Genomic DNA, 21,622 nt, shown 5'->3' on the forward strand with positions numbered 1-21,622 from the left:
GCCCCCAGTGGCGCGGTTAAGTATGTTCACGTGCACTTAATCGTGCCACTAGCGCGCAGCGCACTCGTCCGCGACCGCCAGAACCTCGTCGAGTATTTCCAGGCCCTGCCTGATCTCGTCCTCGCTGGTCGTGAGCGGCGGAGCTACCTGTATTCGGTTGCCCGCTATGAACGGCCACAGACCCCGCGACTTGGCAGCTGCGGTGACCTCGGCCATCGGCGAGGCATCTGCACCCGACGCCGCGAACGGTACGAGCGGCTCCCTCGACTGCTGATCCTTCACCAACTCGATGGCCCAGAAGAATCCCTTGCCCCTGACCTCGCCGACGCTGCGGTGCGACTCGGCCAGTTTGGCCAGGCCGCCACCGAGCACGTCCTCCCCCACCGATCGAACGTGCGGAAGGATCCCGTCACGCTCGAACACCTCGATCGAGGCCACTCCGACCGCGCAGGCCAATGGATGCCCCGAATACGTCAGACCGCCCGGATACGGCTTGTGGTCGAACTTCGAGGCAATGCGCTCGGAGATCACGACACCTCCGAGCGGTACGTACCCCGAGTTGATGCCTTTGGCGAACGTGATCAGATCCGGGGCGACGTTCCACGCTTGGCACGCGAACCACTCACCGACACGGCCGAATCCGACCATGACCTCGTCTGCGATGTACACGATCCCGTATCGATCACACAGCTCGCGCACACCTGCGAGATAACCGGGCGGAGGGACGAGAACCCCGTTGGTGCCGACGACGGACTCGAGGATCAGGCCCGCAATGTTCTGCGCGCCTTCCAATTCGATGACCTGCTGCAGGTGCGCGAGTGCAGCCGTCGTCTCGTCCTCGGGCGTCGTCGTCCCCCACGGTGACCGATACGGGTACGGCCCGAAGAACCGGACGACGTCGACGTTGGTCGGTTCGGTGCCCCACCGGCGCGGTTCGCCGGTCAGTCCGATCGCCACCCCTGTACCACCGTGATAAGAACGATAAGCCGCGAGCATCTTCGTCCGACCGGTGTGCTGACGAGCCAAGCGAACGGCATGCTCGACCGCTTCTGCACCGCCCGTCGTGAAGAACACACGGTTCAGATCCCCCGGCGCTCGTTCAGCGACGAGAGCTGCGAGCTCACTGCGTTTCGCGTTGGCAACCGTCGGCGAGATCGTCGTCAGGATCTGTGCTTGCTCGATGATCGCCGCCACCAGATCCGGATGTTGATGTCCCAGATTGACATTGACGAGCTGGGAGGAGAAGTCGAGATACCTGTTGCCCTTGTCGTCCCAGAACCACGATCCTGATGCACCGTCGATCGTGACCGGGTTCAGCTCGGCCTGCGCCGCCCAGGAATAGAACACATGATCCATCTACTTGCCGCCTTCCTCCAACGTCACCTCAATGGGAGCGTAGGACTCCCCGGTCACGTCCACACCGTCCGCCTTCAACAGATCGAGCGCTTCGGCCACGTACTCGTTGCTGTACGCCTCGGCATCGGGATCGGCCGTGAGCACCGTCGACCCCTCGGCGTTCTTCGTCGACTTGGCAATTTCGACGGTTCGGTTCCACGACGCCTCGTCGATGGTTCCGATGCCTGCAGGGGACGGCCAGATCAGCTTGTTGACCTCGTTGACCTGCCACAGCTGATGGCTTGCGCCGAGGGTCGACCCAGCTGCGACGGTGATGTCCCGGCATTGTTCGACGTTGTCGCGGCAGAACGACCATCCCTGCAGCGAGGCGGCGATGAACTTGACCGTCTGCTCGCGATAGGCGTCGTCGGACAATTTTTCGGTGTTCGCCCAGATTGCGTCCTGCAACATGGCGACGCCTTCGTCGTTCCAGTCGATAGTGGTGAAGTCTGCCGCCGTGTAGAGCTGTCCCGTAGCAGGATTCACCGTTTCCAGCAGCTGCGCGTACTCGTTGTACGACATTGCCTGTGCGGCCGCGATGTCACCGGAGAGGAGACCGTTCATGTCGAACTGCTGCTGCACCAATGTCACGTCGCTCGACGGATTCAGACCAGCCTCGGTCATCCCGGCGAACAGTTCGAACTCGTTGCCGTAACCCCAGTTTCCGACGGTCTTGCCGCGCAGATCTACGGCGCCGGTGATGTTCTCCGTTGCGAACGACGCCTGCAACGTCCCGGATCTCTGGAAGATCTGCGCGACGTCGGTGATGCCCGCGCCCGCTTCCCTCGACGCCAATGCCTTCGGAACCCATGCAATCGCGTAGTCGGCCTGCCCTTGCGCGAGCACAGTCTGCGGAACGATATCGGTTCCACCGTCGAGGATCTCGACGTTCAGGCCCTGGTCCGCATAGAAACCCTGGTCGAGCGCCGCAAGGTAGCCGGCGAACTGGCCTTGCTTGAACCACTGCAGCTGCAGCTTGACCGTTGCATTTCCGTCGGCATCGGTCGAGGTGTCGGTGGTCGTGCTGCATGCTGTCGCCAGCAGCGCCACCGCCATGACTGCCGCAGCGACTGCTCTTGGACGTCGACGAAAAGAAGCGATCACGGGGTTCTCCTGTAGTCCGCCCGCACTGCACGTGCAGGTCGCCGGGCAACGAGTCGTTCGAGTAGCAGCACGAGAAGGAAGAACAACAAGCCGACGACGATCGCGCCGACCACGTACGCCCACGCTCTGGGGTACGCAGTATTCGACGCCGCCGACGTGATCCGCGACCCCAGTCCGTTCTGGAGTCCACCGAAGTACTCGGTGATGATGGCAGCAATGACAGCATTGGGAGCCGCCACTCGCAACCCGGTGAACACGAGCGGCAATGCCATCGGGAAGCGTACGTGCCGCGTGATTTCCCAGTTCGACGCAGCACACGAGCGCATGAAGTCCAGGTGGACGGGAGCCACTTGGCGTAGTCCTTTGGCAGCACTGACGAACACCGGAAAGAACACGACGATCGTCACCACGAGTCGTCTAGGGAAGTCGGTGGTTGCGGAGAACATCGAGTTGAACACCGGCGCGAGCGCAACGATGGGAATCGCGGCCGCAGCAGCCGCGATCGGCGACAGCAGTTCGTCGACCACTCGTAGCCGCACGGCAACAGCCGCCGAGACCAGCCCGAGTATCGATCCCACGATGAGCCCGATCAGGGCGTTCTTGCCGATAGCGATCGATGCAGTCGTGATATTGCCCAGGTTGGCGTGGAACTGTTCGGCAATGGCGGACGGCGACGGAAGAAGAAACGACGGCAACCCGCCGACATCGGTGACGAGTTGCCACACCACCACCATCAGAACGCCGAACACCACGGGCGGTAGCCATACCTTCATGTCGTCACCTTCATGGCATCGACCTGCTGTGCAGCACTTCGCGTACCGAGGTGACAGACGCGTAGAACGACTGGCTTTCTCGCGGATCTCCTCCGGATATCGAGGTCTTGTCCATCGCGAGCACACCAAGGATTCGCCCGGGCCGCGCGGACATCACCACGACCCGATCCGACAGGTAGACAGCTTCGGGAATCGAGTGGGTCACGAAAATGACTGCAGCAGCGGTCTCCTCGGCGATTCGCAGCAGGTCGTCCTGCATTCGCTCGCGCGTCATCTCGTCGAGCGCGCCGAACGGCTCGTCCATCAGCAGCAACTGCGGAGTCCGCGCGAGGGATCGAGCGATCGCGACGCGTTGCTGCATTCCACCAGACAGTTCGGTCGGGAATCGGTCTGCGAAGTCGGTCAGACCTACCAACCCCAACAACTCGTCCGACCGTTGCCGTCGCTCGGACTTCGACATCTTGTGCAGCTCCAACGGCAGTTCGACGTTGGCTCGAACAGTCCGCCAATCCAGCAGACCTGCTTGCTGAAACGCAATTCCGTAGTCCTGGTCGAGGCGAGCCTGCCGGGGAGTCTTCCCGAACACCGACACGCTTCCCGACGACGGTTGTTCGAGATCGGCGACGATGCGCAACAGCGTCGACTTGCCACATCCCGACGGCCCGATGAGGGAGACGAACTCTCCTGCGGACACCGTCAGGTCGATGTCCTGCAGGGCGGTTACACCCGCTGAATCGAACACCTTGGCCACGTCGTTCACGACGACCGCATCCACTGTCATCGCTCGTCACCCCGCACTCGGGGAAAGCGGCCCGCGTACCGGCCCAACGAGTATTCGAGCAGCCCTACCAGCCCGGTCACGATCAGACCGAGTATCGCCGCCCCGAGAACCGCTGCATACAACCGCGAGGAATTGCCGGTGGCCTGTTGGGAAAAGACCATGATCTGTCGTCCGATGCCACCGGTTGTGCCCGTGGAGATTTCGGCGACGACGGCGCCGATCACCGATGCTGCGGCCGCCAGACGCAGCGCTGGTATCAGGTGCGGAATCGACGCGGGAAATCCAACCCGCGTCAGTGTCGACCACCACCCGGCGCCGTAACAGTGCATCAGTTCGAGGGCAGCCGGAGTCGGCGAGCGAAGCCCCCGCAGCATACCCACAGCCACCGAAAAGAATGCGAGATACGACGCGATCACGGTGATGCTCATCCACGGTTGCCACGCGTATCCGGCGACCGCGATCTTGCCGCCCCATCCCGCCACCAACGGTGCCAACGCGATCAACGGGACCGTCTGAGAAACGATGACGTAGGGCAGAAGAGCGCGTTCGGCCCAGATGAACCTCTGCATCGCGATGGCGAGCACCAATCCGACTGCAGTCCCCAGGACGAATCCTGCAATCGCCAATCCGAACGTGAACGCTCCGCTCGCCAGGATCGCTGCACCCACCGAGCGGGCACCTGCGACGTTCACCTCGGGATCGGTCAAGACACCCACTACCGCCCAGACGTGCGGCAGGGCTCCGTCGTCGGTGCGAGGCAGGATTCGGACACTGGCCACCGACACGCCATTCGTCGGAACGGTGACCTTGACGAGCTCCCAGACCAGCAGGATCAACACGATCGCGGCGACGGCCATGGTCGGCCTCCGGAGACCACGCGCACGACTCCGCGGCGGAATCACCACCGCCGCAACGTCGATACCCGTCACGAGGTCGCCGTCACCTGTTCGCCGATGAACGGAATGATGTGCTCACCATAGGATTCGAGCGTCGCCGACTTGGCATCGTGTTGGAGGTAGACCGCGAACTGGTCGACTCCGAGCTTCTCCAAGTCCTTCAGTTTCGACAGATGTTCGGCTGGGCTGCCGAGCAGGCAGAAACGATCGATCACCTCGTCGGGCACGAACTCGGCATGCGAATTGCCGGACTTGCCGTGCTCGTTGTAGTCGTACCCGCTGCGGGAATCGATGTAGTCCGTCAGCGCCGGGGGGATGCCGCCACTGTGGTGACCGTAGCGAGCGACAAGGTCCGCGACGTGGTTTCCGACCATCCCACCGAACCAGCGACACTGATCACGCGCGTGCGCCAAGGCTGCCGCGCTACCGTCGGTGACGTAGGCGGGCGCCGCAACGCAGAACTTGATCGACGACGGATCACGCCCCACGGCCTCCGCGGCAGCGCGGACTCGACCTATCGTCCACGACGCGATATCCGGGTCGGCGAGCTGCAGAATGTATCCGTCGGCAACCTCACCGGTGAGGTCGAGCGCCTTCGGTCCGTAGGCAGCAACCCAGACCTCGAGTGTCGACGCTCCGGCCCACGGAAACTGCACGGTGGTGTCGCCGAGTGCCACCGACCGACCGTTGGCAAGTTCACGGATGACGTGAATCGACTCTCGCAGGGTGCCGAGCGATGTCGGTTTGCCACCGAGAGTGCGAACTGCCGAGTCCCCTCGGCCGATCCCACAGATTGTGCGGTTGCCGAACATCTCGTTCAAAGTTGCGAAGATCGACGCCGTCACCGTCCAGTCTCGGGTAGCGGGATTGGTCACCATCGGACCGACCGTCACGCGTCTGGTCTCGGCGAGGATCTGGCTGTAGATGACGTACGGTTCCTGCCACAGCAGGTGCGAGTCGAAAGTCCATACGTGCGAAAATCCATGCGTTTCGGCTCGTCTCGCAAGATCGACGACGCGCGATGCGGGCGGGTTGCATTGCAGCACGACTCCGATATCCATGTGTCACACGAGATTCTGCGACAGGGATCGTTTGACGAATTGGCCGTGGCCAGCGGCGCCGACGTACGCACCGTCGTCGACGATCACGCGCCCCCGTGAGATGACGGTGTCGACGTGACCGTCGATCTCGAACCCCGCGTAGGCGGAGTAGTCCATGTTCATGTGGTGCGCCTTTCCGAGTCCGATGCTGGTGTGACCGTTCGGGTCGTAGATCACGAGGTCGCCGTCGGCGCCAGGAGAGACGATGCCCTTCTTCGGGTACATCCCGAACATGCGCGCAGGCGTCGTGCAGCACACCTCGACCCACTTCTCGAGCGTGATCTTGCCGGTCTTGACGCCTTGGAACATCAGATCCATGCGGTGTTCGACGGATCCGATTCCATTGGGGATCTTCGAGAAATCGCCGATGCCCATTTCCTTCTGGTCCTTCATACAGAACGGGCAATGGTCGGTGCTGACGGTGGCGACATCGCCGGTGCGAAGATAGCGCCAGAGCTCGTCCTGATGACCTTCCGCGCGTGATCGGAGGGGCGTCGAGCAAACCCATTTGGCTCCCTCGAATCCCGGAGCCCCGAGCTGTTCTTCGAGCGAGAGGTACAGATACTGCGGACACGTTTCGGCAAAGACGTTCTGCCCGTTACCGCGTGCGTGCGCGATCTGTTCGAGGGCCTGTTTTGCCGAGACGTGCACGACGTAGAGCGGCGCGCCGGTGACGTTCGCGAGCATGATCGCCCGATGAGTGGCCTCTTCTTCGAGCTGCCAGGGACGAGAGGTGCCGTGGAAGTACGGCGCAGTGTCACCTCTCGCGACCGATTGGGCGACGAGTACATCGATGGCGATTCCGTTCTCGGCGTGCATCATCAGCAGCGCGCCGGTCTCGGCTGCAGTCTGCATGGCGCGCAGTATCTTTCCGTCATCGGAGTAGAACACCCCTGGATACGCCATGAACAATTTGAAGCTCGTCACACCCTCGGAGACCAACTCACTCATCGCTTTGAGCGAGTCACTGTCGACCTCGCCGATGATCTGATGGAACCCGTAGTCGATGGCGCACTGCCCCGCCGCCTTCTCGTGCCACTGGGCCAGGGTGTCCTGAACTCGTTGCCCCGGAGTCTGAATGGCGAAATCGACGATCGTTGTGGTTCCGCCCCACGCCGCCGCTCTCGTTCCGGTTTCGAAGGTATCGGATGCGAATGTGCCACCGAACGGCATCTCCATGTGCGTGTGTCCGTCGACGCCACCCGGGAGAACGTACTTTCCCGTCGCGTCGATCACCGTATCCGCTGACTGCGTCAGGTCGGCGGCCACAGCGGTGGATCCTGGTTGCAGCACAGCAACAATGGTGTCGCCGTCGATCAGAACGTCGAGCAGTTGTGTGCCCGTCGGGGATACGACGGTGCCGCCGTGCACGAAAGTGGTACCCATGTCAGTACTCCCGCCGCATCATCAGGGTTCCACCAGAGGCGCGTACGCATCGGGTCTACGGTCGCGGTAGAACGCCCACCTATCGCGGACGACCTTGATCAGATCCATATCGAGGTCCCGGACGATCACCTCGGGTTCGGTATCGGAGCCGACGTCGCCGACGAACTTCCCCTCGGGGTCGACGAAGTAGCTGGTGCCGTAGAAATCGTCGTCTCCGTAGTCGGCCTCGATCCCGACGCGGTTGATCGCGCCGATGTAGTACTCGTTGGCCACCGCCGAGGCGGGCTGCTCGAGCTTCCACAGGTAGTTGGACAGGCCGCGTGAGGTTGCCGAGGGATTGAACACTATTTCGGCTCCCGCCAGACCGAGGGCACGCCACCCCTCGGGGAAGTGACGGTCGTAGCAGATGTACACCCCGATTCGCCCGACCGCGGTATCGAACACCGGCCACCCCAGATTGCCCGGACGGAAATAGAACTTCTCCCAGAAGCCGTTCACGTGCGGAATGTGGTGCTTGCGGTACTTGCCCAGGTAGGTACCGTCAGCGTCGACGACAGCCGCGGTGTTGTACAGAACGCCTGGCTGTTCCTGCTCGTACACCGGTAGAATCATGACGATACCGAGTTCCTTGGCCAGGGCCGCGAAACGGTCGACGGTGGGCCCCGGCACAGACTCGGCGTACTCGTAGAACTTGGAGTCCTGCAACTGACAGAAGTACGGACCGTAGAACAGTTCCTGGAAACAGACGACCTTCGCGCCCTGCTCGGCTGCACTTCGGGCATAGTCCTCGTGCGCCTTGATCATGGTCTCTTTGTCACCGGTCCAATTAGTCTGAACCAGGGCCGCTCGAACTGTTGACATGCTGTGTCACTCCGTTCCTCGCGTCACGTGCATGTTCAACATAAGTGATGCACGGGGAGAACGTGAGGTCAATCGTGTTACAACATGACGTAGCGAAGTTTCGACCGAGTAACGACTCAGGTCGACGGGAGCAGCAACGACCTGACCGCCTCGATCGTGTCCGCTTCGGCCGCGCTCTTGTCGGGCCGATAACGCAGTACGCGTGCGAATCTCAGCGCTACGCCACCCGGGTATCGACTGCTGACCTGAACGCCGTCGAGTTCGATCTCGACGACCAGATCCGGGTTCAGATACACGGTGTGTTCGTCGCGCGAACGCTCGTGCTGCGGGAACTCGTCGGTCTGCCACTGCAGCAGGGCATCGGTCAGACCCTTGAAGGTCTTGCCGACCATGATCGGCGGTCCACCGTCCGGATCACGAGCACCGAGATGTAGATTCGACAGCCAACCGGTGCGTCTGCCGTAGCCCCACTCCGCTGCCAGGACGACGAGATCGAGTGTGTGCTCGGGTTTGACCTTCTGCCAGGTGCGTCCCCGACGGCCCGCCGCATAGCTCGACGACAACGACTTGATCATCACGCCCTCGTGTCCGGCGCCGAGGGCATCGTCGAAATGTGCGGCTGCGGCGTCGGCGTCGGGACGTAGTAGGGCCGGAATGCGGTGACCGGGCGCAACGCGTGCGAGCGCGTCGAGCCGCGTATGAAGCGGTTCGTCCAACAGGTCGACGCCGTCGAGGTGGATGCAGTCGAAGAAGTAGGGGCGCAGCAGCAGTTCGTGGGTGCTCTGTGCGCCGAACCGGCTCATCGTTTCCTGGAATGGTCTCGGTCGTCCACTGTCGGTCAACGCGAGGGTTTCGCCGTCGAGCACGACCGAGGTGCACGGCAGCCCGCGGATCAACTCCACCAACTCGGGCACACTGTCGGTGATCTCACGCAGGGTGCGCGTGTAAATGTGCACGTCGTGGCCGCTCCGATGTACCTGAATTCGTGCACCGTCGAGCTTGTACTCGACACTGACATCGCCATCCAGTTCGTTCCACGCGGCCTCCAGCGTCTCCGCCGGAGACGCCAGCATCGGTCGAACCGGCCGACCGACCTCGAGACCGAACTGCGCCAGGGCCTCTGCTCCCTTGGTCAGCGCTGCAGTCGCCGTCGCCGAGAGTGTTCCGGACAGCATGAACGCTCGTCGCACCGGCGCGAGCTCGAGACCGGCGGCCTTGGCGATGGCGTCGGTCATGATTCCCTCCAACGCACCCTGCCGGAGCTCACCGGTCATCAATCGGACGAGGAACTGGCGTTCGTCCGCGGTCGCCGACGCAAGCAGCTCGACGAGCAGTTCACGCCGCCGCGCAGCCGATCCGGATCCGGAGGTCGTGGCGACGGCCGAGATCGCACCGTCGACCTCGGCGATCGTCAGTGTGCCGACAGAGGCAGGCGCAACATCGATATCGGCAAGAGTCCGCCACCCGACGCCGATCCGACCCTGCGGCAACTCCCCCGACAGCCACGACACGACGGTGTCGATGTCCGTGCTGTCGAGTTCGGCGAGCAACGTCTGCAATGCACCGATCTTGGCTTTGCGTGAACGCGTGGCGCCCACAGCAACCGAGGTATCGACGATTCGAGTGAACAGCACAGTAGAAAGGTAGCCGGAATCGTCCGGCTTCAACCGCCGTAGTCGAAACCCAGTAGTCAGCTGAAGCCGAGCACCCGGTCTCCCCACGCGGCCCGCATTTCACCGTCCGGATCGTCGACGACGGCATCCTGCCCATCGATCACCAGAGTCGCACGCCTCGGTTCGACGTACAGAGGCCAGTGTTTGCCGCCATCGAGAGTTGCGGGAACACCGTGCCGGGCGAACGCTACCCACCGCTTCATCACCCTGGCGGAGACGGCCATCGCGGCCTTACGACCACCGAGCCAGAACGTAGGATCCCGGTTCAACGTACCGAAATTGCCGAAGACGTAGGGCAATTCGGTCGCATGGCCGGCGCCGATCCGAGCGGCCTTGAGCATGGGTGTCGCGTGGTCGAACCGATACATCCAGACCTGCGAGTGTCTGCTGTGCGCGTCTGCGATCCACAGACTCGGCATCTTGAAACCGGCATCCCGGGACATCGCCAGTGCACCAGCAGTTTTGGATCGATCCGGATACGCAGACATGATTTCGGCGACACGGAAGGCCGGCAATTCCGCGTGGTCGTTCGCGATCGCCCTGAACATTTCGGAGACGGTGTCCGAAGTGACGGGCATCAGAGGAGACTTCATCAGACGAAATATCGACGCCTCGTCGTGGTTGGTTCCGATGATCATCGGGATGCGGTGGGCGAAGCCCTTCTGGAACGCCGCGACCGGATAGCGCGGCACTATGTCACCGTCGACGACGGGGGCGATGCCCAACGTCCCCGGCACCCTCGTCGGGACTTCGTAGCACAGCGTGTCGCCGGCCTCGACGACACGCATGAAGTCGATGGACTTCAGTTCGTGCACTCGGTCCGGGGTGATGTCGAGCAGTTCCAGGAATCGCGACGCCACCTGAGCTGCACGTTCGGGCCCGTACACCGACGTCGCCGGGGCGCTCTGCACGATGGCGCGATGGAAGAGTCCCTCGGCTTTCGGCGAGGTCATCAGCGTCGTCACCGACGCGCCGCCGGAGGATTCGCCGAACACCGTCACGTTCGAGGAATCGCCGCCGAACGCCTCGACACACCGCTGGACCCATTCCAGCGTAGCGATCATGTCGCGAAGACCAAGATTCGATTCGAACACGGTGTCGTCCGTCGAGAACGACGACAGGTCGAGGAATCCGAAGGCGCCGATTCGATAGTTGACGGTCACGACGATCAGATCGCCGACTTCGGCGAGGTTGCGCCCGTCGTACACGCTCTGCGCTGCGGACCCGAGCGAATACGCACCGCCGTGGATCCAGACCATGACCGGACGCGGAGTTCCGTCGGGCTCGGGCGCCCACACATTCACCGACAGACAGTCCTCCGCCATTGGAATGTCGGGGTCCATCGGGACAGGATTGTCCAGTCCTTGCGGAGCGACCGCGCCGAACTTTCGGCAATCCAACGGCTCCGACCAGGGCTCGGCCGGGCGTGGAGATCGGAATCGATGCTCGCCGTCGGGTGCCGCCGCGTAGGGGATGCCCTTCCACGCGTACACGGTGCCGTCCATATAGCCGACCACGTCCCCGTAGGGAGTGGCCACTCGGCAAGTCGCGTCACCCATGGCACCTCCTTCGTTGCTCGACGAACGCCAACGTACCAACTCCAGATGAGCGGGTTCGCTTGTTTATGCTGGCGACATGAACCGACTGCGGGCATACGGTGGCTCAGCGTGTGCTCTGTGGGCGGTACTTCTCGCCGGCTGCAGCTCCGACGTCGACGGCACGGCGACAGCGCCGCTCGCGACCGTCGACACCGATCCACCGTCCGTTGTCCGCACTACCAGCCCGACCACTACTGGGACACCGAGCACGACGGGGACACCGAGCAGTAGTTCGTCGCAACGACCCAGTACCACCACCACAGCTCCGCCCACCGCCGACGCCTCGCGATTCGAAGGAAACGACGGCTTCTACTACTTCACCTCTCCGAGTGGGAAATTCGAGTGTGCCGTGTTCGTCACCGTGACGTCCGTTGCCGGCTGCCACGGAGAATTCCCGTCGACCGCTCCACGCGTCGAGGGCAGCGGGGCTCCTGATTCCCGGGTCGCGCCGAATACCATCGAGCTGACCGCAGGGTCGCCTGCCCGATTTCTCAGCTCGGGAGATCCCCGCTTCCACCGGTTCGACGGCACGGCACGCGCACTGCCGTACGGCGAGACGCTGTCGATTCCTGGCTCGGGCAGCTCGAACGGGTTGACGTGCCGGGTCGAGGAAAAGACCGGCGTCAGCTGCGCGGACCAAGTCGGTCACGGATTCACCGTGTCGGACTCGGCGTTCGAACTGAAGTAGAACTTCTTGGCTCAGCCGATTCCTGGAATGAACCCCGGGTAGACGAAGTGCTGCGGGCCGCCACCAGGCATCGACGATCCCGTGACATTCGGAAAATCGAACGGCAACGCGACGAGCTTGTGCGGGTTGCCCTGTTCGTCGGCCTGCCAGCATCCGGTGAGCACACCGTGAAACGCGGTACACACGATCCTCGTATCGGTACCGTACGGCGAGGTCAACCGGTTCTCTGCGAGCAACGGATTCCAGTAGGCCGGATCGGTGGGCGTCAGGAAGTTCTTGGTTTCGAAGGGCACGCTGGGGCTCGGATAGTCCGGGATCGGGGGCCACTCGTCGGCGTTCGCGATGCCACTACCGGCCAGGATGATCCCAGCTGTAACTCCGATGGCCGCTGCGGCTCTGGTACACGTGCGGGCTGTGCTCATCGGCGTAGCCTACGTCCGGCCCGACCACGTGCGCGGGAAAATCCGGCCTCCGTCTGTGCTCACGTGCGGACCGCCGGACGCGATGATGTATGGTCGGCGATGTTCTGACACGGGGTGCGTCCGTACATGCGGATGCTGAGATCACACCCGTCGAACCTGATGCAGGTAATGCTGACGAAGGGATGTCGAGGCGATGACTACGCCTGTGCACTCGGTGGACTCTGTCCGCCATACGGATCGATTGTGGGAAGCAACGGCCGAGCTACGCGCCGCAATCGACGACTTGAAGTTTCTGCGACTACTCGGCGACGGCTCCTTGCCGCTCGACGCGTTCCGCACCTATATCGAGCAGGACGAGCTCTACCTGGCCGGATACGCCAAGGCATTGTCGATCCTCGCCTCTAAGGCACCCGACGCGACCACGGCGGCGTTCTGGGCTGCCTCGGCGGCCGGCGCCGTCGAGGAAGCCTCACTTCACCACTCGCTACTGTCGAGCGACCTACTCCCCAACGCGAATTCACGCGCCGAACACTCGTCGGCATGCTTGGGATACGTCTCGTACCTGATCGCCACAGCAGCGACAGAACCGTACGCGGTTGCGGCAGCGGCGGTTCTGCCGTGCTTCTGGATCTACGCGGACGTGGCCGTCCGACTGTCGGGCGCCGCCAGGGATGTATTGCTGGCGGACCCTGAACATCCCTATGCGCGTTGGGTTTCGACGTACGACTCCGAAGAGTTTCGCACTGTCGTCGACGGTGCGCGCAGCCTCGTCGACGAGGCTGCGACGCTCGCGACCGAGGCTCAGCGCGAGGCGATGATCCGATCCTTCGTGTCGGCCACTCGATACGAGCTGATGTTCTGGGACACCGCATTGCATCCGACACCATGGCCGGTGTCGCTGTGAGAAAACTATTCGCTATGTCCATCGCAGCGGTGTCGATCCTCGGTCTGTCATCCTGTGCGCAGACGAACGATACGGACAACATCCGGTTCGCTCTGGACTGGACTCCGAACACCAATCACACCGGATTGTATGTGGCGCTTCAAGAGGGTTACTTCGCCGACGCCGGACTCGACGTCGAGGTGCTTCCCTACAACAACACCTCACCGGACACACTCGTCGACTCGGGCAATGCCGAGTTCGGTATCAGCACTCAAAGCTCTACGACATTCGCGAAATCCGCAGGTGCGCAGATAATTTCGGTACTTGCGCCACTTCAACACTGGGCAACCGCGATCGGCGTACGCGCCGACCGCGACGACATTCCCAGCCCGAAGGCACTGGACGGCAAGGTGTACGCCGGCTTCGGAGATACCGGTGAACAAGCCGGACTACGTCAGATCATTCAGAACGACGGTGGTACCGGCGAATACGAGACCGTCGTGCTCGGCACCTCTGCGTACGAGGCCGTGTACTCGGGTACTGCCGACTTCACCGTGTCGTACCTCGCGTGGGAAGGCCTCGAGGCCGAACACAGCGGGACGCCGATGAAGTACTTCGAAAGCACGGACTACGGCTTCCCCGACGCGTACGCGATCACGATCAGCGGAAACGAAAACTGGCTTGCCGACAATCCTGAGGAGGGAAGGAAGTTCGTCCAGGCGTTGCAGCGCGGATACCAGTTCGCGGCCGACGAACCAGAGCGCGCCGCTCAGGACATCATCGATGCCAATCCTGGCACGTTCACCGACGAGTCCCTGGTGTTCGAAAGCCAGCACATGCTGGCCGAGAAGTACATGAAGGACGCAGCGGGCACCGTCGGCGGGCAGGATCTCGCCAAGTGGACCGAATACTCGAAATTCCTGTACGAGAACGGTGTTCTCGTCGACGAAGGTGGCAATGCGCTCGACACCGAGCCCGATTGGTCCACCTACTTCACCGATGAGTACCTCAGCGGTCAGTAGCTCGGCAGTCGGTGTGGCCGAACCGGCCGGCCCCACCGACCGTCGTCTCGGCGCCGCCATCCGATTCGCCATCCCGTCGGCGACGATCGTTCTCGTTCTCGTCGCTGCGTGGCAGATCTACGTCACGGTCAGCGGCATCAGGCCTCAGGTACTGCCGTCGCCGTCACGCATCGCCAGTCAGGGTTGGGCGCATCGAGACGCCATTGCCGAGAACGCAGCAGCAACGGTGCAGGTGACTATCGTCGGATTCGCAGTGTCATTGCTCGTCGCGTGGATTCTTGCGGTGGCCGTGGATTTCTCGCCCTGGTTGCGACGTGCGGTAGTCCCTCTGTTCGTGGTGTCGCAGACGCTGCCGATCATCGCCATTGCTCCGCTGTTGATCATCTGGTTCGGCTTCGGACTACTGCCCAAGATCCTCGTGATCGCGCTGGCGACGTTCTTTCCGATGGCCATCGGGCTCATCGAAGGCTTCGCCGCAGCCGATCGCGATGCCCGTTCCTTGCTGGCGAGCATGGGAGCCAGCCGCTGGCAGCAATTTCGCTACGTTCGACTGCCGTCGGCGATGCCCCGGTTCTTCACCTCGCTCCGCATCGGAGTCACCTATGCGGTCGTCGGCGCGATCTTCGCCGAGTATGCGGGCGCAAGTGCCGGACTCGGCATCTACATGAGTCAGCAGAAGAACTCGTTCCGAACCGATCTCGTGCTGGCCGCGGTGCTTGTGACCGCGGTGATCAGCGTGACGTTGTTTCTGCTGACCTACGCCGTCGAGCGTCTGGTCGCACCGTGGGCTCTGGAAACCCGATCTCCGGAAGAACGCCCCCGATGAGCAGAGTGCACGTATCGGATCTCACCAAGTCCTTCGGCGGACGCGACGTGCTCGCCGGCGTGAACTTCGATGTCGAACCCGGTGAATTCGTATCGGTGATCGGACCGAGCGGGTCAGGTAAGAGCACGATCTTCAACATGCTCGCAGGTCTGGACACCCCGGACTCGGGTGTAGTCGAAGCACCGGAGAGCGCATACATGCCGCAGAATGACCTGTTGTTTCCGTGGCGAACGGTACTGGACAACACAACTCTGGGCCTCGAGGTTCGAGGCATGCCGAAGAAGAAGGCCAGAGAAATGGCCCTCGCTCTGTTTCCCACCTTCGGGCTGGACGGGTACGAGAAGGCACGGCCGTCGGAGATGTCCGGCGGCATGCGCCAGCGCGCGGCAATGCTCCGCACCGTCGTACAAGGACACGACCTACTGCTTCTCGACGAGCCGTTCGGTGCACTCGACTCGTTGTCCCGCACCGGCATGCAGCGCTGGCTTCAGGACATGTGGCTCGAGTACGGGTGGACAGCACTCATGATCACCCACGACATCCGTGAAGCCGTGTATCTGTCGGATCGGGTGATCGTGTTGTCGGACAAGCCTGCTCGTGTTCGACGCCAGGTTTCTGTTCCCCTACCGCGGCCACGTGATCCTCTGATCGTGACGACACCGGAGTTTGCCGCCGTCGAAGCCGAGCTGATGGATGTACTGATCAACATCGCGCATTGATGTTTGTCGTGCACGGATGTGCGCCGCACACAGATTCACGCCCGACACGAAAACTAGGCCACGCAGGGAACCCCGCCGTCGACGTGGGCGCCAGCCGTTGCCGAATCCGAATCGGAACCAGGAGCCGGGTCGGCGGCAGGCCCTGGAGACTGGGTGGGCTGCACCTGCTCCGCCGACGGGTCGAGGATGGCGGCGGTCTCGGCGCGGAGCCGGTCGACGTCGACGATGTTGACGTCCTGCCCATCCACCGTCTCGTAGCCCTCCACGGGGAGGGTGTAGAAGTCGATGTTCCCGTCCACGACACTTCCAGCGTCGGAGATCAGGGATACGGGGTCGAGCCCGCTGTCGATGACGACGTCTTGCTTGGTGCCCGCCACCAGAGCACGAAGCTCTCCCAGGTTGCCGAGAATGCCGGACTCCTTCAGCTTCGACATCACCCCTGCGACGAATGCCTGTTGTCGCTTGGTCCGGTCCAGGTCTCCGTTTGCCAACCCATGACGTTGTCGCACGAACGACAGTGCTTGGGTCGCGTCGATCGTCTGTAAGCCTGCGGCGAACCGCGCCCCTGAGTAGTCGTCGTCGACCGCGTCCTGCAGGCACACCTGAATCGGCCCGACTGCGTTCGCTACGTCATAGAAGCCGAGCAGGTTGACCTCCGCGAAGTGATCGATCGGTACCCTCAACAGCTGCTGCACAGCGGTCAGTGTGGAGCGTCGACCAGCCTCCCGGGCGCGACGCTCCCGCGGCGCCTGGTCGGTCACACCTTCGTCGACGAGTTCGGAATCGGCATCCGCTTTGGCGAGACCGTATGCCTCTTTGATCTTCCGCTTGCCGTAACCCGGCACGTCGACGTAGTCGTCACGCGGAATCGAAATTGCCTTCGCGCGGCCACCGTCCGCGGGAAGGTGCAGCAACAGCAGCGTGTTGGTGTTGTAGCCGCCGACATCGCTGTCCCCCGCATGCAACGTATCGGTGACGAACCCCGCAGGAAGATCGTTGCCGTCCATGTCTTTTCGACTGTCCAGTCCGATAAGCAATATGTTGGTGTCCGCGCCGTTCCGAGCCGGTCGGTTGTCCGGTAGATCGATCAGAGCGTCCGATGTCGTCAGGCCTGTCGTCGCCTCCCGGTAGACCGTCCATCCGACCCCACTGACCAGGAGCGCCGATACCGCAGCCAGCCCGACGACGGTTCGCACGGCACGAACGACCCACGGCCTACGCGAGGACTGCCGTTGGTGCGGAGTAGATCGGTGCCTGCCTGAAGTCGATCGATGCCGTCCGGCGCCGAGCCTGTCGTCCGCATGCACCGATCAGACCTCAGCCGAGCTCGTCGGACGCTGGGGCGCCACCCAATCGAGTAGCGAGTCCCGTCACGCTGGCGCGAGCGTCGGACAGGCTGGCCTCTGCCCGTGGAGCCAGCGGCGCCAATGCAGGAACACGGGACGCCAGGGTCAGATCCACCGTCACGACGTGTACGTCCATACCCAGTGCCGAGCCGAGCACTTGCTGCAACTGGGCAACCGTGTGGTCGGCGCCGAAGTCCGGCGTCCCTGGTCCGTACTGGTTGCCGCGGGAGGACACTACGACGACAGGCTTGCCCTCGAGCGGACGAGTCGGAGCGTCGAACGGAACCGTGATTCCGGGTACATGGATGTAGTCGATCCACGCCTTGAGTGTCGACGGGATCGACCAGTTGTACATCGGCGCGCCGATCAGAACGACGTCGGCCGAGACCAGTTCGTCGATGAGCTCTTTCTGCAGCGCTTCGGCAGCTGGGGGTGCGACCTCGTTCGCTGTGCGGAGGTGCGGGGCCCAATGCAGCGCCGACGTCGGGAGATGAGGCGGTGCGTCGCGATGGAGGTCTCGATAGATCACAGAGTGATCTGGGCCGAGAGCGTGCCAGACGTCCGAGAACTGCCCAGTGACGGCTCTACTGACCGAGCTGTCGAGATCGGCGGACGAATCGAGATGCAACAGCTGTGGCACAGGTTCTCCTTCTACTGGGGCTGTCACAAGTATGCCCAGTAGGGTCGGCGACATGGACCACCGGTACATCGCCTCGGCGCTGCCACATCACGACGCCAGGAAAGTCACCTCGATCATCGGGAGTCTGGACGACCGCGTCCCGACGCTGGCAATCGACGGCGTCGAACTCGACATAGACGAACCCGCCCGAAAAGCTGTCATAGAGCTGTTGCGGCAACTCGCCAGCGGAACCGCGGTGACGATCGGGCCGGTCGACGAACTCCTGACGACATCGCAGGCTGCTGAGATCCTCGGTGTTTCCGACACTTATGTGCGTCGGCTGGCCGACTCAGGACAACTGACGATCGAGATGCGCGGAACCCACCGTCGATTTCGCCTCGAGGATCTCGTCAGACATCGCGAACGGTTCCAGGCCTGAGGGATCTAACCCGCTTCGCGTCCAAGTAGCTCGGACTGCAGCGTCAACAGATCTCGGAAGGCTTCACCGGACGCACGCCACAACTGCTCGCCGTCGATGAAGTCGACTCCGAGCAAATTCACGTCCCCTCGATACGCTCCGACGTCGACGGACAACTTGCGGACGATCGTCGAGACGTCGCGATCGAGGTAGCCCGAGTCGGAGCGTTCCAAAGCGCGGAACTGGGTGGAGAAGTGTTCGGCCGATATTCGTCGGTCGACGAACTGCGCCACCAGAATCACGAAGCGCGATGCGTGCAGCGATGGAGAACGGAAGGAATGCTCCACGAAGCTGGCCTCTCCCTGGTCGACAACGCCACTCGCATCGCCATCGAACTTGATCGGATCGAATCGACGACGTAGCTGTGCACTGACGGCCCACCAGACCGTTCGCGCGGTGAGGGGTGTCGACGATTCGGAAGTGAAATTGGAACTTCACCCACGATAAAGAGAAAAACCAGATCCATCCGCTGTTTTGAGAATTGCTATGACTGGTCACAATATTGCGACGAGTCCAGTTGTGACCTACCGGAGCGTGCGGATGGGCTGACGTTCCGGAGTATCGAGCTCCCAGAAATCCCAGCCGTCCAAGACCTCGACATCGCCGCTGATGTGAGTGGCCACAGCACTCGCGGCCTCCGTCGGATCCTCGAAACGACGGCCTTCCATCGGACCCTGAACGATCTCCAGTCGCGTGCTGGTCGGGTCGAATCTCGCGCTGAGCCGATAGCCGTCGAAGTCGGCAACGACGCGTAGGCGAAGATCGATGACTTCCTCTACCGCTGCGACACGTTTGGTACCGGCACGGCGGACGACCTTGCCGATCCGATGCGACGACGCCGATCGGGCCTCTTCGGCCAGCTCGGGGTCGGCCTCGGCGTTCAAACCGAGGGCGGCCCACTTGTTGTGTCCGTGCTGCACTCGGCCGACTGCAATTGCGTGGTGACCTGTCCGCGTGCGCAGCGGGGATTCCTGAACCCAGAGATCGACTTCCCCCTTGATGTCCGCGGCCATCTCCTCCGACGACACCATGAAGAAATCGGGCTCACTCTTACCGAGATCCACGAAGACCCAGTACAACGAGCCTGTGTCGTCGCTGGCCAGCGATTCGTCCTGGCGACGGGCTTTCCAATCTCCCGCTGCCTTGGACCGGACGCGGACGACACAGCTCGATCCGTCCACGGCCCACACTCGAACCGGGTTACGCCGCGACGTGGTCAACCTCTCGGCGCGACCTCCATGCATGACGACCGCGCTGATGAATGCCCTTATGCCTTGCTCCGATACGTCTTCCACAGCGCTTCCTCAGATATTGCCTACCCGTAGAGCTGAGGAGAGGTGCCTACGACGGGTAGCACGCGCACGACTCCGATCTTTGACCTCAGCCTAGTGGTCCGACCCCGTAGACAGGAACAGTGCACAATCGGTGCATGGAGATTCGGACAGAGCACGACGCCGCGCAGCATCGGTTCGTTCTGTACGTGGGCGAGGAGGTTGCGGCAATCTCCGAGTACTTCGAGACCGAAGAGCAGCGCACCTTCTTCCACACCGTGACGTTCCCGCATTACCGCGGCCAAGGCCTCGCCGCGGTACTGACCGAGTATGCCCTCGACGACACACGAACCAGCGGAATGACCGTCGTTCCATCCTGCTGGTTCGTCCGGGAATTCATCGAAACGAACACCGTCAAGTACGGGAGTTTGCTTACCTCCGCCGAACCGCACGCCTAGCTCTTGCGAACAGTGGGTAGACATGGACACGCCCGGCGTCTTTGCCCTCCCGCAGGTCGTATCTCTCCAACGACTTGGCGACCCTTAACTCGTGATTCCGGATCACATTTTCGTACAGGTACATCTCGAGCTCCTCGAATTGCGCGCGCCTGAAGGAACTCTTGCGCGCAGCGGAATTTGGGCGCGCGGAAATCGCACTGCCACAATCGAATACAGATAGCGGAATGGACGTCGCTATCGTGCGAATCGAACGACTACGTCGGATCGTGAACAGAGTTGACCCGCAGTCGTATTCAAGTTATCCACCAAGGTCCCACCCCATTCCCATCCAGGTCCGTGTCGTTGCGGACATCATCATGCAACACGACCGACCGACAGCGCCACCGATTAAATTCCGAACACGACCGAGCCGGTATTGCCCGACGAATCTGGCCTCGGAACAGCAGGATTGAGCCTGTAGCCGAAGGGCGCAGTGCGGATGGGGCGGTTCGGGTTCCTGGAGCGGGCCTGTACCGAGGAAGTAAGCAACTCTTTGTCGACTGGGTGCGGAGTTCCACGACAGGCTAACTTGGAGGCATCGCGAAGCAGAGGAGCGTCTGATGGGCAAGATAGTCCTGTACGGCTCGATGTCGGTGGACGGCTTCATCGCGGACGTGAACGACCAACCCGGCCCCTTGTTCGACTGGCTGCTCAACGGTGATGTGCCCTTGGACGAGAGCGGCGCCTTGAAGGTGTCACAGACCTCCTACGACTACACCCGGCCGTACTGGGACCAGATCGGCGCGACAATCGTCGGCCGCCATGTTTTCGACATGACGGACGGCTGGGACGGGAAGCCGCCGGGCGGAGTCGACCACGTAATCGTCGTGACGCACCGGCCGAAGCCCGAAGGCTGGGACCCCGAGGCGCCGTTCCACTTCGTCGACGGCGTCGAGGCGGCCGTGACCAAGGCGCAGGAGCTTGCGGGCGACCGCACCGTCGAGGTCGCTGCTGGTGACGTAGGTGGCCAAGTGCTTGCCGCGGGTCTGATCGACGAGGTCCGCATGGACGTCGCACCCGTCGTGCTCGGGGCCGGCAAGCGCTACTTCGGGTCGATCGACGCGCAGCACCTGTTGGAGGATCCCGACGTGGTCCTTCAGGGCAAGCGCGTACTGCACCTGCGCTATCAGGTACGGCGCCGAGAGGTCTGAGTCGCCACTTTCTACGACCGCCGTCAGTCCTGGGTTTTGGGTGCTGGAGAGCTGGAACTGTTTTTGTGGAGTTGGGACGGGTTCTCGGAGGTGAATGGGTGTGCCAGGTTCGTAATAGTGGTGCCAGCTCGGC

The 21,622-nt window shown here is 62.5% G+C and carries 23 protein-coding genes and 1 riboswitch; of the genes, 8 read left to right on the top strand and 15 right to left on the bottom strand.

Going from position 1 to position 21,622, the window contains the following annotated elements; translation table 11 throughout:
- Positions 1–48: 48 nt before the first annotated feature.
- The 10 genes from WDS16_RS15255 to WDS16_RS15300 all read right to left on the bottom strand — a co-directional run bounded on the left by WDS16_RS15255 (position 49) and on the right by WDS16_RS15300 (position 11,528).
- Positions 49–1,356: an aspartate aminotransferase family protein gene (locus WDS16_RS15255; RefSeq protein ID WP_338886087.1), complete on the bottom strand. Its 1,308-nt coding sequence runs from the start codon at positions 1,354–1,356 to the stop codon at positions 49–51.
- Positions 1,357–2,499, bottom strand: coding sequence for an ABC transporter substrate-binding protein (locus tag WDS16_RS15260; protein ID WP_338886088.1), 1,143 nt, complete (start codon positions 2,497–2,499; stop codon positions 1,357–1,359).
- On the bottom strand, positions 2,496–3,272 hold the full coding sequence (locus WDS16_RS15265; protein WP_338886089.1) for an ABC transporter permease: 777 nt from the start codon (positions 3,270–3,272) through the stop codon (positions 2,496–2,498). The genes WDS16_RS15260 and WDS16_RS15265 overlap by 4 nt, the downstream gene beginning before the upstream one ends.
- Positions 3,273–3,282: 10 nt before the next feature.
- On the bottom strand, positions 3,283–4,053 hold the full coding sequence (locus WDS16_RS15270; RefSeq protein ID WP_338886090.1) for an ABC transporter ATP-binding protein: 771 nt from the start codon (positions 4,051–4,053) through the stop codon (positions 3,283–3,285).
- Positions 4,050–4,982 (bottom strand): ABC transporter permease, encoded by a 933-nt coding sequence (locus tag WDS16_RS15275; protein ID WP_338886091.1) that lies wholly within the window; start codon positions 4,980–4,982, stop codon positions 4,050–4,052. Before WDS16_RS15275 ends, WDS16_RS15270 begins: the two co-directional genes overlap by 4 nt.
- On the bottom strand, positions 4,979–6,010 hold the full coding sequence (locus WDS16_RS15280; protein ID WP_338886092.1) for a TIGR03842 family LLM class F420-dependent oxidoreductase: 1,032 nt from the start codon (positions 6,008–6,010) through the stop codon (positions 4,979–4,981). The genes WDS16_RS15275 and WDS16_RS15280 overlap by 4 nt, the downstream gene beginning before the upstream one ends.
- Before the next feature lie 3 nt (positions 6,011–6,013).
- A complete protein-coding gene (hydA, locus tag WDS16_RS15285; protein WP_338886093.1) occupies positions 6,014–7,435 on the bottom strand; it encodes a dihydropyrimidinase in 1,422 nt (473 codons plus the stop codon).
- A gap of 21 nt (positions 7,436–7,456) precedes the next feature.
- Positions 7,457–8,296, bottom strand: a complete 840-nt coding sequence (locus WDS16_RS15290; protein WP_338886094.1) for a nitrilase-related carbon-nitrogen hydrolase — start codon at positions 8,294–8,296, stop codon at positions 7,457–7,459.
- Positions 8,297–8,412: 116 nt separating this feature from the next.
- On the bottom strand, positions 8,413–9,930 hold the full coding sequence (locus WDS16_RS15295) for an ATP-dependent DNA ligase (RefSeq protein ID WP_338886095.1): 1,518 nt from the start codon (positions 9,928–9,930) through the stop codon (positions 8,413–8,415).
- Between the two features lie 56 nt (positions 9,931–9,986).
- Positions 9,987–11,528, bottom strand: coding sequence for a carboxylesterase/lipase family protein (locus WDS16_RS15300; protein WP_338886096.1), 1,542 nt, complete (start codon positions 11,526–11,528; stop codon positions 9,987–9,989).
- A gap of 76 nt (positions 11,529–11,604) precedes the next feature.
- On the opposite strand from WDS16_RS15300, the gene WDS16_RS15305 reads away from it, so the two are divergent.
- Positions 11,605–12,255 (top strand): hypothetical protein, encoded by a 651-nt coding sequence (locus WDS16_RS15305; protein WP_338886097.1) that lies wholly within the window; start codon positions 11,605–11,607, stop codon positions 12,253–12,255.
- 11 nt (positions 12,256–12,266) lie between these two features.
- Here the strand turns inward: WDS16_RS15305 and WDS16_RS15310 are convergent, their stop codons facing one another.
- On the bottom strand, positions 12,267–12,677 hold the full coding sequence (locus WDS16_RS15310) for a hypothetical protein (protein WP_338886098.1): 411 nt from the start codon (positions 12,675–12,677) through the stop codon (positions 12,267–12,269).
- Between the two features lie 100 nt (positions 12,678–12,777).
- Positions 12,778–12,877: riboswitch (TPP riboswitch) on the top strand.
- Here WDS16_RS15310 and WDS16_RS15315 point away from each other — a divergent pair.
- From WDS16_RS15315 to WDS16_RS15330, 4 genes are all read left to right on the top strand, one after another.
- Positions 12,871–13,581, top strand: coding sequence for a TenA family protein (locus tag WDS16_RS15315; RefSeq protein WP_338886099.1), 711 nt, complete (start codon positions 12,871–12,873; stop codon positions 13,579–13,581). It overlaps the preceding riboswitch by 7 nt.
- On the top strand, positions 13,563–14,582 hold the full coding sequence (locus tag WDS16_RS15320; RefSeq protein WP_338886100.1) for an ABC transporter substrate-binding protein: 1,020 nt from the start codon (positions 13,563–13,565) through the stop codon (positions 14,580–14,582). Before WDS16_RS15315 ends, WDS16_RS15320 begins: the two co-directional genes overlap by 19 nt.
- Entirely contained in the window at positions 14,560–15,408 is an 849-nt protein-coding gene (locus WDS16_RS15325; RefSeq protein WP_338886101.1) for an ABC transporter permease, read from the top strand. Before WDS16_RS15320 ends, WDS16_RS15325 begins: the two co-directional genes overlap by 23 nt.
- Entirely contained in the window at positions 15,405–16,127 is a 723-nt protein-coding gene (locus WDS16_RS15330; protein WP_338886102.1) for an ABC transporter ATP-binding protein, read from the top strand. The genes WDS16_RS15325 and WDS16_RS15330 overlap by 4 nt, the downstream gene beginning before the upstream one ends.
- A gap of 53 nt (positions 16,128–16,180) precedes the next feature.
- Here the strand turns inward: WDS16_RS15330 and WDS16_RS15335 are convergent, their stop codons facing one another.
- Entirely contained in the window at positions 16,181–17,434 is a 1,254-nt protein-coding gene (locus tag WDS16_RS15335) for an LCP family protein (protein WP_338886103.1), read from the bottom strand.
- Between the two features lie 10 nt (positions 17,435–17,444).
- A complete protein-coding gene (locus tag WDS16_RS15340) occupies positions 17,445–18,113 on the bottom strand; it encodes an FMN-dependent NADH-azoreductase (RefSeq protein ID WP_338886104.1) in 669 nt (222 codons plus the stop codon).
- A 52-nt stretch (positions 18,114–18,165) separates the two neighbouring features.
- Here WDS16_RS15340 and WDS16_RS15345 point away from each other — a divergent pair, with 52 nt between their 5' ends.
- Positions 18,166–18,531, top strand: coding sequence for a helix-turn-helix domain-containing protein (locus WDS16_RS15345; protein WP_338886105.1), 366 nt, complete (start codon positions 18,166–18,168; stop codon positions 18,529–18,531).
- Between the two features lie 5 nt (positions 18,532–18,536).
- On the opposite strand, the gene WDS16_RS15350 is transcribed toward WDS16_RS15345, so the two are convergent.
- Positions 18,537–18,857: a homoserine dehydrogenase gene (locus WDS16_RS15350; protein ID WP_338886106.1), complete on the bottom strand. Its 321-nt coding sequence runs from the start codon at positions 18,855–18,857 to the stop codon at positions 18,537–18,539.
- Between the two features lie 237 nt (positions 18,858–19,094).
- Entirely contained in the window at positions 19,095–19,865 is a 771-nt protein-coding gene (locus WDS16_RS15355; RefSeq protein ID WP_338886107.1) for a hypothetical protein, read from the bottom strand.
- Between the two features lie 134 nt (positions 19,866–19,999).
- On the opposite strand from WDS16_RS15355, the gene WDS16_RS15360 reads away from it, so the two are divergent.
- Together WDS16_RS15360 and WDS16_RS15365 are read left to right on the top strand one after the other, a co-directional pair.
- Positions 20,000–20,299, top strand: coding sequence for a GNAT family N-acetyltransferase (locus WDS16_RS15360; protein WP_338886108.1), 300 nt, complete (start codon positions 20,000–20,002; stop codon positions 20,297–20,299).
- Positions 20,300–20,898: 599 nt separating this feature from the next.
- Complete coding sequence (locus WDS16_RS15365; RefSeq protein ID WP_338886109.1) at positions 20,899–21,489, top strand: dihydrofolate reductase family protein; 591 nt, start codon at positions 20,899–20,901, stop codon at positions 21,487–21,489.
- Positions 21,490–21,622: the final 133 nt, after the last annotated feature.

Origin of the sequence: Rhodococcus sovatensis, assembly GCF_037327425.1 — a bacterium.
Taxonomy (GTDB): Bacteria; Actinomycetota; Actinomycetes; order Mycobacteriales; family Mycobacteriaceae; genus Rhodococcoides; species Rhodococcoides sovatense.